Source organism: Microbacterium marmarense, assembly GCF_037204165.1.
Classification (GTDB): Bacteria; Actinomycetota; Actinomycetes; order Actinomycetales; family Microbacteriaceae; genus Microbacterium; species Microbacterium marmarense.
This window is the reverse complement of the sequence record NZ_JBBDGL010000001.1, coordinates 375295-389555: the sequence shown is the minus strand read 5'-3', so window position 1 is coordinate 389555 and position 14261 is coordinate 375295. Positions and strand designations below refer to the sequence as shown.

The window sequence follows — 14261 nt, the reverse complement described above, 5'->3', positions numbered from 1 at the left end:
GTCGGCGGGCGCAGCGGCTGGGGACGTACAAGATGGTGAGCATTGACGAGGTCGCCCGGCGCGCTGGCGTTTCGACCGCCACGGTCTCGCGGGCGCTCAGCGGGCGCGGAAACGTTTCCGCGCCCACCCGCGTCAGGGTCGAGACGGCGGCAGCGCAACTGGGGTACGTGGTGTCTGCCTCTGCGTCCAGCCTCGCGTCAGGTCGCATGCGCAACATCGGCGTGCTCGTTCCCTACATCGACCGCTGGTTCTTTTCCACCGTGCTGAGCGGCATCGCAACAGCACTCATGCGTCGCGGTTATGACATCACGCTGTACAACCTGACCGCTGATCGCGCCGAGCGCCGTGATCTCTTTCAAACGTTTCTTCGGCGCCAGCGGGTCGACGGCATCGTGGCGATCTCCATCGAGTTGGATGCGACTGAGACGGAACTACTGAGACAGCTGAAGCTTCCGGTCATCGCGATCGGTGGTCCGAACCCCCAGTTGACAACGCTCACGGTCGATGACGTCGCGGTGGCACGCCTTGCGACTGAGCACCTGTTGACGCTCGGTCACCGAGAAATCGCTCATATCGGCGCGAACCCCGAGTTCGACATCGACTTTCACGTGCCCACCCAACGCCGCTTGGGGTTCGAACACGCGCTTGCCGATGCCGGCATCGCCGCGGAGGCGGCGCTATATGAGCCCGCTGACTTCACCATTGAGGGTGGTTTTCGCGCGGCCAAGCAGTTGCTGGGAAAGCCGGGCGTCAGTCCATCTGCGATCTTCGCCGCCTCAGACGAGATGGCGATCGGGGCGCTGCTCGCCGCGCGCGAGCTCGGCTATCGCGTGCCCGACGACCTTTCGGTCGTTGGCATCGACGGCCATGATCTGGGTGAATTCTTCAACCTGACCACGGTCGACCAGTTTCCGCTCGGTCAGGGTGAACGAGCCGCCGAGGCGCTGCTCAGAGAGCTCGAGCCTTCAGCATGCGACCCGCTGCAAGAACCGACGAGCCTGCCGTATGAACTCATCGTGAGAGGGTCAACAGCCCGATTCCACCAGACCTCACCCGCGGCGACGGCCCGCTCGTCGTAGGCTCGGGTCATGGCTATCGATCTCGACGCGCTCTACATCGACCTGCACCGCCACCCTGAACTCTCGTTCCAAGAGACCAGAACGGCCGGCGTTATCACGCAGAAGCTCGACGAACTGGGCATCGAATACGAAGAAGGAATCGGAAAGACCGGTATCGCTGCCGTGATTCGCAACGGCGAGGGCCCGGTGGTGTGGCTGCGCGCCGACACCGACGGCCTCCCTGTGGAAGAAGCTACCGGGCTCGAATACGCCAGCGTCGTACGCGGGGTCGATCCTGCCGGAACCGCAGTACCGGTCATGCACGCGTGCGGCCACGATATGCATATCTCGGCGATGATCGGCGCTATCGAGCAGCTCACCCAAACGAAAGACGAGTGGTCGGGCACCCTCGTGATCGTCTTTCAACCTGCAGAAGAATACGGCGCGGGCGCACAGGCGATGATCGCCGATGGCGTGCTCGAGCGCTTTCCGAAGCCAGACATCGTGCTCGGTCAACACGTCACTCCGTTGCCCGCGGGCACGATTGGTGTGCGCAGCGGCACGCAGATGGCCGCCTCTGACGGCCTGCGTGTCGTACTGCACGGGCGAGGCGGCCATGGCTCGCGGCCGCACTCGACTGTCGACCCGGTTGTCATGGCAGCGGCAACGATCATGCGTCTGCAGACGATCGTGTCGCGCGAGATAGATCCTCGAGATGTCGCAGTCGTCACTGTGGGCTCGATTCACTCTGGGCTGAAGAACAACATCATTCCGCCCGACGCCACGCTCGAGCTCAGCCTGCGATATCCCAATGATGAGGCGCGCGAGCGCGTTATGGCCAAGGTTGAGCGCATCGTCAACGCCGAAGCGGCAGCATCGGGCGCCGAGCAAGCCCCCACGATCACGATCGATCACACGCTTCCGCCCACGATCAACGACGACGCTGCGACCGCACGTCTGCGGACGGCATTCGATTCGGCATTCGGTGCGGGCACTGTTGTCGACCCCGGCATGTTCACGGGTAGCGAAGACGTGTCATGGTTTGCGCGCGAAGCAGGCGTGCCGTTGGTCTACTGGTTCTGGGGCGGAGTCGACGCGAAGAAGTTCGCCGAGGCATCGGCCGCGGGAACAATCGAACGCGACATTCCGACCAACCATTCGCCCTACTTCGCGCCGGTGCTGCAGCCGACGCTGTCGAACGGCGTCGCAAACCTCGTGGTCGCGGCGCGCGAGTTTCTCGGCTCGTAGGCGCGAGCAGTCGGGCCCGGTCACACCGACCCACCGCCCAGGCTCGCGGCGTAGCCTAGAAGAGTGAACTCCGCCGCGTCCGCTCCTGCCCCCGAGGCCCTCGATGCCGCCGCTCTTCGCGCCGACTTTCCACTGTTGGCCGCTCGCGGCGATGACAATCCGCTGATCTACCTCGACTCGGGCGCGACAAGCCAGAAACCCCAGGCCGTGATCGACGCCGAAGTGGAGTTTCTCACCACAACAAACGCGGCCGTTCACCGCGGCGCACACACTATGGCCGCTGACGCCACCGATCTCTTCGAAGACGCGCGCGAAACCGTTGCGGCCTTCGTCGGCGCGCAGCCCGAACAGCTGGTGTGGACCAGTGGCGCAACGGCGGGGCTCAACCTCGTCGCCTACTCGCTCAGCAACGCCTCGATCGGTCGCGGGGCTCCCGCCAGTGCTCCCTTTGCACTGCGAAGCGGCGACGAGATCGTGCTCACTGAAACCGAGCACCACGCGAACCTGATTCCGTGGCAAGAGCTCGCCGCGCGCACGGGCGCGGTGCTGAAGCACATTCCAGTGCGCGACGACGGCACTCTCGATATGGATGCTGCAGCATCCCTCATCACCGAGCGCACCCGTGTGGTCGCTTTCACCCACGTCTCGAACGTGCTCGGAATCGTCAACCCCGTCAGCGAGATCATCGCGATGGCCAAAGCCGTCGGAGCACTCACCGTGATGGATGCGTGCCAGTCGGCACCGCACATGCCACTCGACCTCCCCGCACTCGGAGTCGACCTCGCCGTCTTCTCTGGCCACAAAATGATGGGCCCATATTCGATTGGCGGGCTGTACGGTCGTGCCGAGGTGCTCGAGGCGCTGCCGCCGTTTCTCACGGGCGGCTCGATGATCACCACGGTGACGCTCGACGAGGCCGCGTACCTTTCGCCGCCGCAGCGCTTCGAAGCTGGCACCCAGCCGGTCTCTCAAGCCATCGGCCTTGCTGCTGCCGTGCGCTACCTCGACGGTGTCGGCATGTCGGCGATTCACGCGCACGAAGAGCGTCTCGAGCAGCGCATGCGCACTGGACTGCGCTCGATCGAGGGAGTGAGAATGCTCGGCGACACCGATCGCAGCTCTCGCGTCGGCATAGCGGCGTTCGACGTCGAGGGCGTGCACGCCCATGACGCCGGGCAGTTTCTTGACTCGCGCGGCATCGCGGTGCGCGTCGGACACCACTGCGCCCAGCCACTGCACCGCCGTTTCGGCATGACCGCTTCGGTACGTGCCAGCGCCGCCCTCTACAACACTGACGCCGACATCGACGCTTTCCTCGACGGCGTCAGCGGCATCCGTTCCTTCTTTGGAGTGAGCTCATGAGCCTCGAATCCCTTTACCAAGAACTGATCCTGGAACACTCCAAGCGTCCACACGGCAAAGGCCTGGGCAGCGAAGAGGGTCGCACCGCGACGTCGCATCAGCGCAATCCTGTCTGCGGCGACGAAATCACCTTGCGCGTGCATCTCACCGACGACGGCTCGGCCGTGCGTGAGGTCACCTGGGAGGGCGTTGGCTGCTCGATCTCGCAGGCGTCGGCCTCAATGCTCGCTTCGCTCATTGACGAAGACAGCGGTGACAACGGTCTGCCGAAAGAGCAGGCCACCGCACTGATCGACGGTTTTCGTGAGGCGTTGCGCTCCCGCGGCAAGATCCCTCTCGACGAAGAGGTCTTCTCTGATGCGGCTGCGCTTTCGGGCGTTTCGAAGTTCTCTGCCCGCGTGAAGTGCGCGATGCTCGCCTGGGTCGCCCTCGAAGACGACCTCAGCCGCGCGTAGCCTCTTTAGACGAGCGTGACGCTAGCCGAGACCGGCGCGTTCGTCAGTTCCCAAGCGGTCACCCGCAACTGGCTTGCTCGACAGACCGACGGATCCTGAGCCTGGGGCTCCCGACAGCGCGGCGTCGACTGCAACAGATTCATCGACGTCGGCGTATTGCGCGCGCAAGCGCACCGGGCTGGTCTTCTTCTGCTCGCGCTTCGCCTTTCGAGCGGCGTAGGTCAGGTTGAGCGCTTCGACCAGAATCGCGAAGGCCATCGGTCCATAAATGAAGGCCTTGTCGATGTAGGCACCGAAGCCCTCGGCGATCAAGAACACACCGATCAGCAAGAGGAATGACAGCGCGAGCATCTTCACCGTCGGGTGCTTGTTCACGAAAGTGAAGATGAAGCGCGAAGCGAACAGCATGATGCCGAACGACAGCACCACCACGGTGATGATGATCACCAGATTTTCAGTCATGCCGACTGCGGTGATCACCGAGTCGAGTGAGAACACCAGGTCGAGAAGCAGAATCTGTGCGATCACCGAGCCGAAAGTCGCGGTAGCGACTTTGCTGCCGGCGTGACCTTCTTCTTCGAGCCCCTCCAGCTTGTGATGAATCTCAGTCACTGCTTTGTAGACCAGGAACAGACCTCCGGCGATGAGGATGATGTCTTTCCAAGAGAATCCCATCCCCCAGATGGTGAAGATGTCATCTTTGAGCGTGATGATCCACCCTGCGAACAACACGAGAATCACTCGCATCACCATCGCGAGGGTCAACCCTAGGTTGCGCGCTTTCGCCTGCTGCTCTTTGGGCAACTTCGACGCGAGTATCGAGATGAAGATGACGTTGTCGACGCCGAGCACGATCTCAAGCACGAACAACGTGACGAAGACCGCGATCAGGTCAGGGGTGAAGGCAAAAGAGAAGTCCACGGCCCCATCGTACGGATCAGAGCGCCGCCGTAGCCATAAACGTCGTCACCCCACCCGACAGGCGCAAGGGGCGAAGCACACTGACCGCTGGTCAGGCGCAGAGGGCGAAGGATAACGACCGCTGGTCAGGCGTGAAATCCGTCGCTCGAACTCAGGGTCTGGCTTATGCTCGAAAGGCGAACCCGGTCGCGGTAGCCCCTCCCTCATCTCCCACGTCTCGAAAGTCTCGAATGAACACGGACAGTCCCCCGCTCGCGCCTTCACGCGGCAAGCGCACCGTTTGGATCGCCCTTGCCGCCGTAGCCGTCGTCGCCGTGATCGCAGCATGGCTGCTGTGGCCACGCACCGAAGAACCGGCCGAGCCGATCGCTACCGTCGCTCTCACCCCTACCCCAACACCTGCCGCCTCAGCACCCGTAGCGGGCGTCGACTCCGCAAATTGGCCCGCGTGCCGAGTTGCCAAGGACATCACCGAGATTCCCGCCGCCCTCTGGAGCCATCCCGACACGACCGAAGAGCGTTGGATAACCGCATATGCAACCGGGCGCGAGGGCGATGCGATCCTGGCAACATCAGCAGCGGCGAGCAGCCTAGATCTGTCGCTGTTGGACGCGAGCAGCGGTGCTGAAGCCTGGCGCGCTGAGTTGCCCGAAACAGTCGGCTGGACGGCGTTGTGGGCGGTCGCACCAGACGACGAGCACCTTGTCGTGCTGATCAAAGCGCAGGCAGGTGGCGACTACGCACTTGTGTCGTTGGATCGTACGAGCGGCGCGATCGTCGACCGCACTGAGGTTGAATCAACTTTCCAGAACATACAAACGGCGTATGACGACGTCTTCAGCGCCACAACAGCCACTTTCGACGGCGACTTGCTCGTACTGAACAGCGATGCGCAGGTTCAACGCCTCGACCCTGCCGATCTTTCGACGCCGGTGTGGTCGATCGACGCGTCAGCATTGATCGCCAACCCGGCTTCTCAGGCTGCCAGCGAACCGATCCTCGCCGCAGGTGAGTTGATCTTTGTCGGCGATGCGGCTCACCGGCTCACCGATGGATCACGCAGCGCATGGGAACGCACCTCGGGCACATACGCCGAGGTCGATGAAGCGACGATTCACCTCTTCTCGGACGATGCGGGCGCACACGCCGAGCGTATTGATCCGACAACGGGAGCGAGCATCTGGCAGTCGACGGGCGATTTCGCGATCATCGCCGGGTCACAGCTAGCGACCGTGAGCGGCGACAACGCCGAGGCCGCGCTCCTCGACCCCTCATCGGGTGAGGTGACCAGCGTCAGGCTCAGCGGCTCGATTCCAGGGAATGCTTCGGCGGTGACAGCGTCGCAGTGTGAAGTCCTACCCTTCGGTGATGCCTACTTTGACGTGCGCGATTCCGGAGTCTCGATCACCAGCGGGGTAGGTCTCGTCGACGGCCTTGACTTCACCAGCTCGTTCACCTCCGACTCCGTCGTCTACGGCTTTGTCTACCCGCCCGAGCAAGCAGCGGTCCTGGCCGGTGTGTCACGCGACACAGGTGAGGTGCTGTGGCAATTCGACACCGGGATTGACTCGATGCGGGAGAACGAACTCAAGCAGACGGGTGGAACGCTGCTCACCGTCCGCAACAATGAACAGCCGCCGACTGTGTCGGGTATCGGCTGACCGCTCCGGCTTCGCACGCCAACTAGAATGAACGAGTCCGGCATCCCTCGATCCAGGAGTTCAGCCGCGTGACTACCCCTTCCCTGACGTCTTCCGCTGCAGCATCACGCCCGGTGGCCGACACCGTCGAGAACGCCATCGCAACCCCTGAGAAAGATCAGCCTTACGGCGCACTCGGGCTCAAGAGCGACGAGTACGCCTCCATTCGCGACATTCTTGGTCGCCGCCCCACCTCGGGCGAGCTGGCGATGTACTCGGTGATGTGGTCGGAGCACTGCTCCTACAAGTCGAGCAAGATCTACCTGCGCAAATTCGGCGAGAAGGTCTCTGACGAAATGCGCAAACGGCTCATGGTCGGCATGGGGCAGAACGCCGGCGTCGTCGACATCGGCGAAGGCTGGGCGGTTACCTTCAAGGTCGAGTCACACAACCACCCCAGCTACATCGAGCCCTTCCAGGGCGCAGCCACCGGCGTTGGCGGCATCGTGCGCGACATCATCTCAATGGGAGCGCGCCCGGTCGCGATCATGGACCAGTTGCGCTTCGGCGCAATCGATGACCCCGACACTGCTCGCGTCGTTCACGGCGTTGTGAGCGGCATCTCGTTCTACGGCAACTGCCTCGGCCTGCCCAACATCGGCGGCGAGACCGTGTTCGATTCGGTCTATCAGGGCAACCCGCTCGTGAATGCACTTGCTGTCGGCGTCATGCGCCATGAAGACATCAAGCTGGCAAACGCCACCGGCGCTGGCAATCAGGTTGTGCTCTTCGGTGCACGCACCGGCGGCGACGGCATCGGCGGAGCATCCATTCTCGCCTCTGACTCGTTCGATTCGACCGGACCGACCAAGCGCCCCGCAGTGCAGGTCGGTGACCCCTTCGCCGAGAAGGTGCTCATCGAGTGCTGCCTCGAGCTCTACAAAGACAACCTCGTCGAAGCCATCCAAGACCTCGGCGCCGCCGGCATCTCGTGTGCAACCAGTGAGCTCGCCGCCAACGGCGGTTCGGGAATGCGCGTCGACCTCGAGAACGTGCTGCTGCGCGACCCCACCCTTACCCCCGAAGAGATCCTGATGAGCGAGAGTCAGGAGCGCATGATGGCGATCGTCGCTCCCGAGAAGCTCGAGCGTTTTCTCGAGGTCGTTGGCAAGTGGGATGTCGAGACCAGCGTGCTCGGCGAGGTCACCGGCGACGGCCGCCTGCAGATCTTCTGGCACGGTGAAGAGATCGTCAACGTCGACCCATCAACGGTTGCCGTCGATGGACCCGTCTACGAGCGCCCCGTGGCGTACCCCACCTGGATCGACGCCCTGCGCGACGACTCAGCCGCGGCGCTGCCCCGTTCGGTTGACGCAGACACTCTGCGTGCGCAGTTCACCCAGCTTGTGGCTAGCCCTAACCTGGCCGACACCGCCTGGGTGACGAACCAGTACGACTACTACGTCGGCGGCAACACCGCCCTGAGCTTTCCCGACGACGCCGGCATGATTCGCGTCGACGAGCAGTCAGGGCTCGGTTTCGCCATCGCCACCGATTGCAACGGTCGCTACTGCCAACTGGACCCGTATCAGGGCGCCAAACTCGCTCTCGCCGAGGCGTACCGCAATGTCGCCGTCACGGGTGCCATCCCCACCGCGGTGACCGACTGCCTCAACTTCGGCAGCCCAGAGAACCCCGAAGTGATGTGGCAGTTCTCGCAGGCCGTTGATGGTCTGAGCGACGGGTGCCTCGAACTCGGCATTCCTGTCACCGGCGGCAACGTGTCGTTCTACAACCAGACCGGTGATCAGCCGATCTTCCCCACCCCGGTGGTCGGCGTTCTCGGCATCATTGATGACGTCGCGCGGCGTATTCCTTCGGGCTGGCAAGACGCCGGAGAGAACATCTATCTGCTCGGCGTCACGGCGAATGAGCTGTCGGGCTCACAGTGGGCCGGCACCGTTCACGGTCACCTCGGCGGACGCCCTCCGGCTGTCGACCTGAGCCAAGAACGCAAGCTCGCCGAACTCATTCACGCAGGCTCTCTGCAGTCGCTGATCTCATCAGCCCACGATCTTTCGTCGGGCGGACTTGCACAGTCGCTCGCCGAGTCGGTGATGCGCTTCGGGGTCGGCGCTCGCGTCTGGCTGAACGAGATTATGGACCGTGATGGGGTGGATGCTGCCACCGCGCTATTCTCGGAATCCACCGGTCGCGTGCTCGTGACCGTGCCCCGCGAAGACGACGTCAAGTTCCGCGGGCTCTGCGAAGGCCGCGGCTACCCGGTGCTGCGCATCGGAGTCACTGACTCTGCCGCCGATGGCGACGATCCAGCACTTGAAGTGCAGGGGCTGTTCACATTGCCCCTGGTTGAGCTGCGCGATCTGTCGACCGCGACGCTCCCCGCTGCGTTCGGGGCCACGATCACCGAAACCGCAGTCTGAGACCCGCGAGGAGACGAACAATGGGAAACGCCGTGGACGACGACGAGTACGCCGGCTTCAACGACGGTAGGCAGCGACGGATGAAGATCGTGGCGTGGGTGACCATCGTCGCGCTGATTCTTGTTGCCGGCGGTGCCACCGTCTTCGCCCTGCTGTTCGCATAGCCCCTGCCGGAGTGACCGTAGGCGCGGTTAGCATGGACGGGTGGAGCCATTCCTCCTTTTTGCGGGCACCTGGTGGTGGATCGCTCCGGTCGTCGTGGGCGCCGGTGCGACGGCCTATGGCGCGCTGACCACAAGGCCTCGCCGTGCACGGCGGCTTGAACTCGACGCCGCGCGCCACGAAGAAGCACTCGCCTACCGCGCCCTGCAGGCTTCTCGGGCCAACACGCGCGCAGCACACGCCGACGTGCTGGCTGCGAAGGCACGCCGCGGTGCCCCAGCCGCTGGAGCGCCCTCGCTGTACGACGCCAAACGGGTACTGCAATCTGCCAAGCAGCAAGAACGCGCGTCATCGCTGCAGCTGCGGGCTCAACGCGCCCGCGTGAAAGCTGCGATGACCCACTACAGCACCACCCCTGCCGGATCTCCGTTGCCTATCGAGACGTTGCTAGCACGCCATGATGCGGTCACCGCGCGATGGCTTTCATATGAGACCGACCCCTCGCTCGCGCTCACCTTTCCGCAGATGCTGAATGCGCAGCATCCCGTGACCCTCGCCTTTCTTCGCGCCCACCAGCGGGCAAATGCGCAACGACCCGATACCGCCTCTCGCGATCGGGTGAGCCCGGAACAATATGCGGCGTACCGCATCGCGGTGCGTGAAGCGGAGTCGACCCTGGTGGCAGCAGAACGAGACGCCGGGCGTGCAGCGCGGGCGGAGATACCCCGAACGGGCACCACCCCACCCAGCTAGCATGTTGGGGTGGGTGAGTTCTATACGTTCCTCGCGGGATACTGGTGGCTGGCATTTCCCCTGTTCGGGGTGCTCGCCTCAGTTGGCGGCGCCTGGGAGAGAAACGCTCGCCGCCGCCACAAACGACGCCTTGAAGTTCTTCAGGCTAAGGCATCGCTGAAAGCAGCGTCGCGCGCCGCAATAACACCGCCAGAAGGAACACCCGCTGAACAGGCTGCATCCGAGAAATCCACGCACGAGGGAACTATCGCTGGGCAGCTTGAACGCTTGTTCGCCGAGCACGATGAGGTTTCTGCACGGTGGCTTGACTACGAACTTGACGTCTCGAAGGTCATCGCCTTTCCGGCGATGAGTGATGGGCGACAGCCGCTGACCGCTGCTTTTCTACGCGCCAAACGGGTTGCTGACGGACTTCGACCCGCGTCAACCAAGGCACGTGTTACCAAAGAGCAATTGGCCGACTACCGCAGCGCTGTCACCGACTTCGAGGTGGCCTTCGACGTTGCTGAGAGAGACGCTCGCCGCATCAAGGACTCGAACTTCACTGAGCTCGAGCGCAAGCGCCTGGCGACAGCAAAGCAGCTGCTCGGAGTTGCGATCGACCAGGCTGCGACCCCAGCTGAGCGTCAGCTCGCCTACCGCCGGGTGCGCGAAGAGCTTGATGGCCTGCTTTCGCTCTCCGATGACGCCATCGACGGGCTCGAGAAGAAAGTCGCGCTCGAACTGCCGAGCGGCCTTGGCGAGGCACGCCCCGAGGCCTGACCAACGACGAAGGGCGCCGACCGAAGCCGACGCCCTTCGTTTCTGATCAAGATCAGGAGGTGAGTGAGTCGACCCACTCCTGGTTCTCTGAGATCCACTGCTCGACGATCGGCGAGTAGTCTTCGATGTCTTCGTCAGCGTTGAACATGACGTTCTCAAGCGAGTACAGCAGTTCGCTGTCCATCTTGAACTCGGTCAACCAGCCGGCAAGCGTCGGGAAGTTGCTCTCGAAGCTCTTGCCACCGAACGAGTGGATACCCTCGACGTCGCCGAGTGCACCTTCGGGGTCTTCAAGGTTCTTGATGGGGAACGCGTCGTACGCCCAGTGCGGGCTCCACAGGGTCACAGCGATGTTCTCGCCGGCCTCGGTAGCCGCGGTCAGCTCTGCAAGCATGGCGGGAGTCGACGAGGTCAGGTAGTCCATGTCTTCCAAGCCATAACCAGGAATGACGACCTCTTCGGTGACGCGGTTCAGGCCCGAGCCAGGCTCGATTCCGACAAGGCGGTTGTCGAACAGGTCCGCATTCTCAGCGAGCTCGTCAAGCGAGTCGATGGGAGCGTCTTCGTTCACCGCGATGGTGAGCTTGGCCTCTTCGTTCCATGCGCCGAGGTCGACCATCTCGTCGCCGTACTCGGCGATGTAGTCAGCGTGGGTGATCGGCAGCCAGGTGTCGAGCACGACGTCGTAGTCGTCGTCGCTCAGGCCCTGGTAGACGGGTGCGACGTCGGCGTATTCGAGCTCGACGCTGTAGCCCTTCTCTTCGAGAATGGCCTTCCACAGCTCGCTCGCTGCGATGCCTTCGTCCCAGCCGTTGAACACGGCGATGGTGAGATCCTGCTGGTCTCCGTTGTCAAGGCCGCCTTCTGCCGACGTGTCGTCAGAGCTTGCCGAGCAACCTGCGAGAACCATGGTCGCTGCTGCGCCCAGTGCGAGGGCTCCGGTGATGTTGCGCTTCTTCATTGCTGTTTCCTTTCCTCCCGTGTGCTGTGGCACGGGTGTGGGGAGGCTCGCGCTATCTGCACGAGCAGGTGGGCGGACGAATGCCGTTGCAGGCGGCGTCCACCCGGTCTCGTCGGCTGGAAGTCTCCAGCCGAAGTTTGTGATCAGGCTGCCGTCACGTTGCTTACGCGCGACGGTGCGTTGCCCTCAAGCTTCTGCTGCGCCATGTGGTCGGATGCCTCGGTGAGGCCGGTTTCGCGCGAAAGCGAAAGACGTGGCCTGGCGCGACCATCCGCGAGCGCACCCGTGATGCGGTCAAGGATGATCGCGAGAATCACCACGGCAAGCCCCGCTTCAAAGCCGAGTCCGACGTTGATGCGGTTCAGTGCTGCGACGACCTCGCCCCCGAGGCCGCCCGCCCCGACCATGCCGGCGATAACGACCATCGAAAGCGAGAGCATGATCACCTGGTTGACGCCAGCCATAATCGACGGCATCGCCAACGGCAACTGAATCTGTCGCAGGATGCGACCCGGTGACGCACCGAATGCCTGACCGGCTTCAACCACTTCTTTGTCCACTCCGCGAATGCCGAGTTCGGTCAATCGCACACCGGGTGCCATGGCGAAAACAATCGTGGCGACGATTCCGGGCACGACGCCGACGCGGAACAGAATCAGCGCCGGGATCAGGTAGACGAAGGCGGGCATCGTCTGCATGAAGTCGAGGATCGGGCGGATGATGCGCGAGGCGACGTCATTGCGAGCGCCGAGAATGCCGACGGGAACAGAGATGACGACCGCGATCGTGCTGGCGACCAGCACGAGCGCGAGGGTGTCCATCGCGTTTTCCCACTGGCCTACGCTGACGATCAAGAGCAGACCGATGACGCTGCCGAGGGCGAGCTTCCACCCCTTGACCCACCAAGCGAGCAGGGCGATCAGGGGAATGATGATCCAGTAGGCCGGGGTGGAAAGCACGAAATCGACGGCGTCGTAGAAGCCGAGGAAGACTGCACGCACGACGGCAAAGAAGCCACTTAGCGCCTCGGTGAGAACGTCGATGAACGCTTCAACCCAGTCGCCGATCGGTAGACGAAAGTCATTCATCGTGCGACCTCCTCGGTCGATGCGAGGCCCGGCGTCGCGGTGTCGTCCGTCCCCTCGTGCAGAGTCTCGTCGAACATGTCCATCGAGATTGTGGTGGGTGGCAGCTCAACGACAGGCATCTCGCCGGTGTCGCTCGTGATGTTGCCGAGTGCGGCGAGCAGGGTGACGCGCGGAACCACGCCGAGCAGACGCTGCTGGTCATCGACCACCGCGAGCGGCAGGTTTGATTCGACCGCGCTCTCGAAGAGATCGCTGAGCACCTGGTCGGGGGCCACTACCGGGTAATCGGTGCGGATGACCGACTCCAGCGTGGTGATGCCCTTCTTCACGAGGCGCATCACATCACGATCGTGAACAACACCCAGCAGCTTTCTGCCACCGCCAACCACGTACACGATCGAGGTCTGCATGTCGCGCATGGTGCGCAGCGCAGCGCGCGGGCCGGCGCTTGCGCTCATGACCGCACGGGCTTTGTCCATCACATTGGATGCTGAGAGCACCCGAGCACGGTCGACGTCAGCGACGAACTGCGCAACATAGTCATCAGCGGGATCGGTGAGGATCTCTTCCGCGGTGCCCTGCTGCACGATTCGCCCATCGCGCATAACGGCGATGCGATCACCGAGGAACATCGCCTCGTTCAAATCATGGGTGATGAAGATGATCGTCTTGCCGAGCTCTTGCTGCAGCTCGATCAGCTGTTCTTGCATCTCGCGGCGAATGAGGGGGTCGAGTGCCGAGAAGGCCTCGTCCATCAACAGGATGTCAGTTCCAGCGGTCAGCGCACGGGCAAGGCCCACACGCTGCTGCATTCCCCCCGATAGCTCACTGGGCATTGCGTCCGCGCGATCGCCGAGGCTTACCTTCTCGAGGATCTCGCGAGCACGAGCGTTGCGCTCGTCGGCGGGAACACCCTGGATCTCTAGGGCGTACGCGGCATTGTCCAGCACAGTGCGGTGCGGCAGGAGGGCGAAGTGCTGAAACACCATCGAGATCGACGAACGGCGAATATCGCGCAGTTCTTTCGCCGACGCGGTGCCGACGCTGCGGCCCTGCACCAACACGTCACCTGCCGTGGGCTCAAGAAGCCCGTTCAGCATGCGGATGACCGTCGACTTTCCTGAGCCCGAAAGCCCCATGATGACGAAGATCTCACCGGGCTTAACCGTAAAGCTCGCGTCGATCACAGCAGCTGTTCCGGAGTGCGCGACCTCAGCGCGGGTTGCGCCAGCTTTCAGTCGTTTCACTGCGTCTTTAGGATTGCGGCCAAATACTTTGTATAGATTGCGTGCCTCAAGGGCATTTTCGACGGTCAATTGCTTCACCTGGGTGCCGCTTGAAACCGCGGTCACTCTCGGTTACGCCCGGGTGACGGTCATTGGCGCCACAGACACGTCACCTCACAGG

Annotated in this window: 13 protein-coding genes; 9 read left to right on the top strand and 4 right to left on the bottom strand. The window is 63.1% G+C overall.

What is annotated here, in order from left to right; translation table 11 throughout:
• Positions 1–32 precede the first annotated feature (32 nt).
• The 4 genes from WDU96_RS01740 to sufU all read left to right on the top strand — a co-directional run bounded on the left by WDU96_RS01740 (position 33) and on the right by sufU (position 4123).
• Positions 33–1079 (top strand): LacI family DNA-binding transcriptional regulator, encoded by a 1047-nt coding sequence (locus tag WDU96_RS01740; RefSeq protein WP_337336758.1) that lies wholly within the window; start codon positions 33–35, stop codon positions 1077–1079.
• A gap of 9 nt (positions 1080–1088) precedes the next feature.
• Positions 1089–2306 (top strand): amidohydrolase, encoded by a 1218-nt coding sequence (locus WDU96_RS01735; RefSeq protein ID WP_337336757.1) that lies wholly within the window; start codon positions 1089–1091, stop codon positions 2304–2306.
• A 63-nt stretch (positions 2307–2369) separates the two neighbouring features.
• The gene (locus WDU96_RS01730; RefSeq protein ID WP_337336756.1) at positions 2370–3668 is read left to right on the top strand and encodes an aminotransferase class V-fold PLP-dependent enzyme; all 1299 of its coding nucleotides are present in this window, start codon (positions 2370–2372) and stop codon (positions 3666–3668) included.
• Positions 3665–4123, top strand: a complete 459-nt coding sequence (gene sufU, locus WDU96_RS01725) for a Fe-S cluster assembly sulfur transfer protein SufU (RefSeq protein WP_337336755.1) — start codon at positions 3665–3667, stop codon at positions 4121–4123. Before WDU96_RS01730 ends, sufU begins: the two co-directional genes overlap by 4 nt.
• 21 nt (positions 4124–4144) lie before the next feature.
• On the opposite strand, the gene WDU96_RS01720 is transcribed toward sufU, so the two are convergent.
• The gene (locus WDU96_RS01720) at positions 4145–5044 is read right to left on the bottom strand and encodes a TerC family protein (protein WP_337336754.1); all 900 of its coding nucleotides are present in this window, start codon (positions 5042–5044) and stop codon (positions 4145–4147) included.
• Between the two features lie 230 nt (positions 5045–5274).
• Here WDU96_RS01720 and WDU96_RS01715 point away from each other — a divergent pair, with 230 nt between their 5' ends.
• The 5 genes from WDU96_RS01715 to WDU96_RS01695 all read left to right on the top strand — a co-directional run bounded on the left by WDU96_RS01715 (position 5275) and on the right by WDU96_RS01695 (position 10805).
• Positions 5275–6705, top strand: a complete 1431-nt coding sequence (locus WDU96_RS01715) for an outer membrane protein assembly factor BamB family protein (RefSeq protein WP_337336753.1) — start codon at positions 5275–5277, stop codon at positions 6703–6705.
• Positions 6706–6773: 68 nt separating this feature from the next.
• Positions 6774–9128, top strand: coding sequence for a phosphoribosylformylglycinamidine synthase subunit PurL (gene purL / locus WDU96_RS01710; RefSeq protein ID WP_420063923.1), 2355 nt, complete (start codon positions 6774–6776; stop codon positions 9126–9128).
• Positions 9129–9148: 20 nt separating this feature from the next.
• Positions 9149–9292, top strand: coding sequence for a hypothetical protein (locus tag WDU96_RS01705; RefSeq protein WP_337336752.1), 144 nt, complete (start codon positions 9149–9151; stop codon positions 9290–9292).
• Between the two features lie 40 nt (positions 9293–9332).
• Positions 9333–10043, top strand: a complete 711-nt coding sequence (locus WDU96_RS01700) for a hypothetical protein (protein WP_337336751.1) — start codon at positions 9333–9335, stop codon at positions 10041–10043.
• A gap of 9 nt (positions 10044–10052) precedes the next feature.
• The gene (locus tag WDU96_RS01695; RefSeq protein ID WP_337336750.1) at positions 10053–10805 is read left to right on the top strand and encodes a hypothetical protein; all 753 of its coding nucleotides are present in this window, start codon (positions 10053–10055) and stop codon (positions 10803–10805) included.
• A gap of 52 nt (positions 10806–10857) precedes the next feature.
• Here WDU96_RS01695 and WDU96_RS01690 read toward each other — a convergent pair whose 3' ends face one another.
• The 3 genes from WDU96_RS01690 to WDU96_RS01680 all read right to left on the bottom strand — a co-directional run bounded on the left by WDU96_RS01690 (position 10858) and on the right by WDU96_RS01680 (position 14101).
• Complete coding sequence (locus tag WDU96_RS01690; RefSeq protein WP_337336749.1) at positions 10858–11766, bottom strand: glycine betaine ABC transporter substrate-binding protein; 909 nt, start codon at positions 11764–11766, stop codon at positions 10858–10860.
• A 143-nt stretch (positions 11767–11909) separates the two neighbouring features.
• Positions 11910–12854: an ABC transporter permease gene (locus tag WDU96_RS01685; RefSeq protein WP_337336748.1), complete on the bottom strand. Its 945-nt coding sequence runs from the start codon at positions 12852–12854 to the stop codon at positions 11910–11912.
• Positions 12851–14101: a quaternary amine ABC transporter ATP-binding protein gene (locus tag WDU96_RS01680; protein ID WP_337336747.1), complete on the bottom strand. Its 1251-nt coding sequence runs from the start codon at positions 14099–14101 to the stop codon at positions 12851–12853. The genes WDU96_RS01685 and WDU96_RS01680 overlap by 4 nt, the downstream gene beginning before the upstream one ends.
• Positions 14102–14261 lie beyond the last annotated feature (160 nt).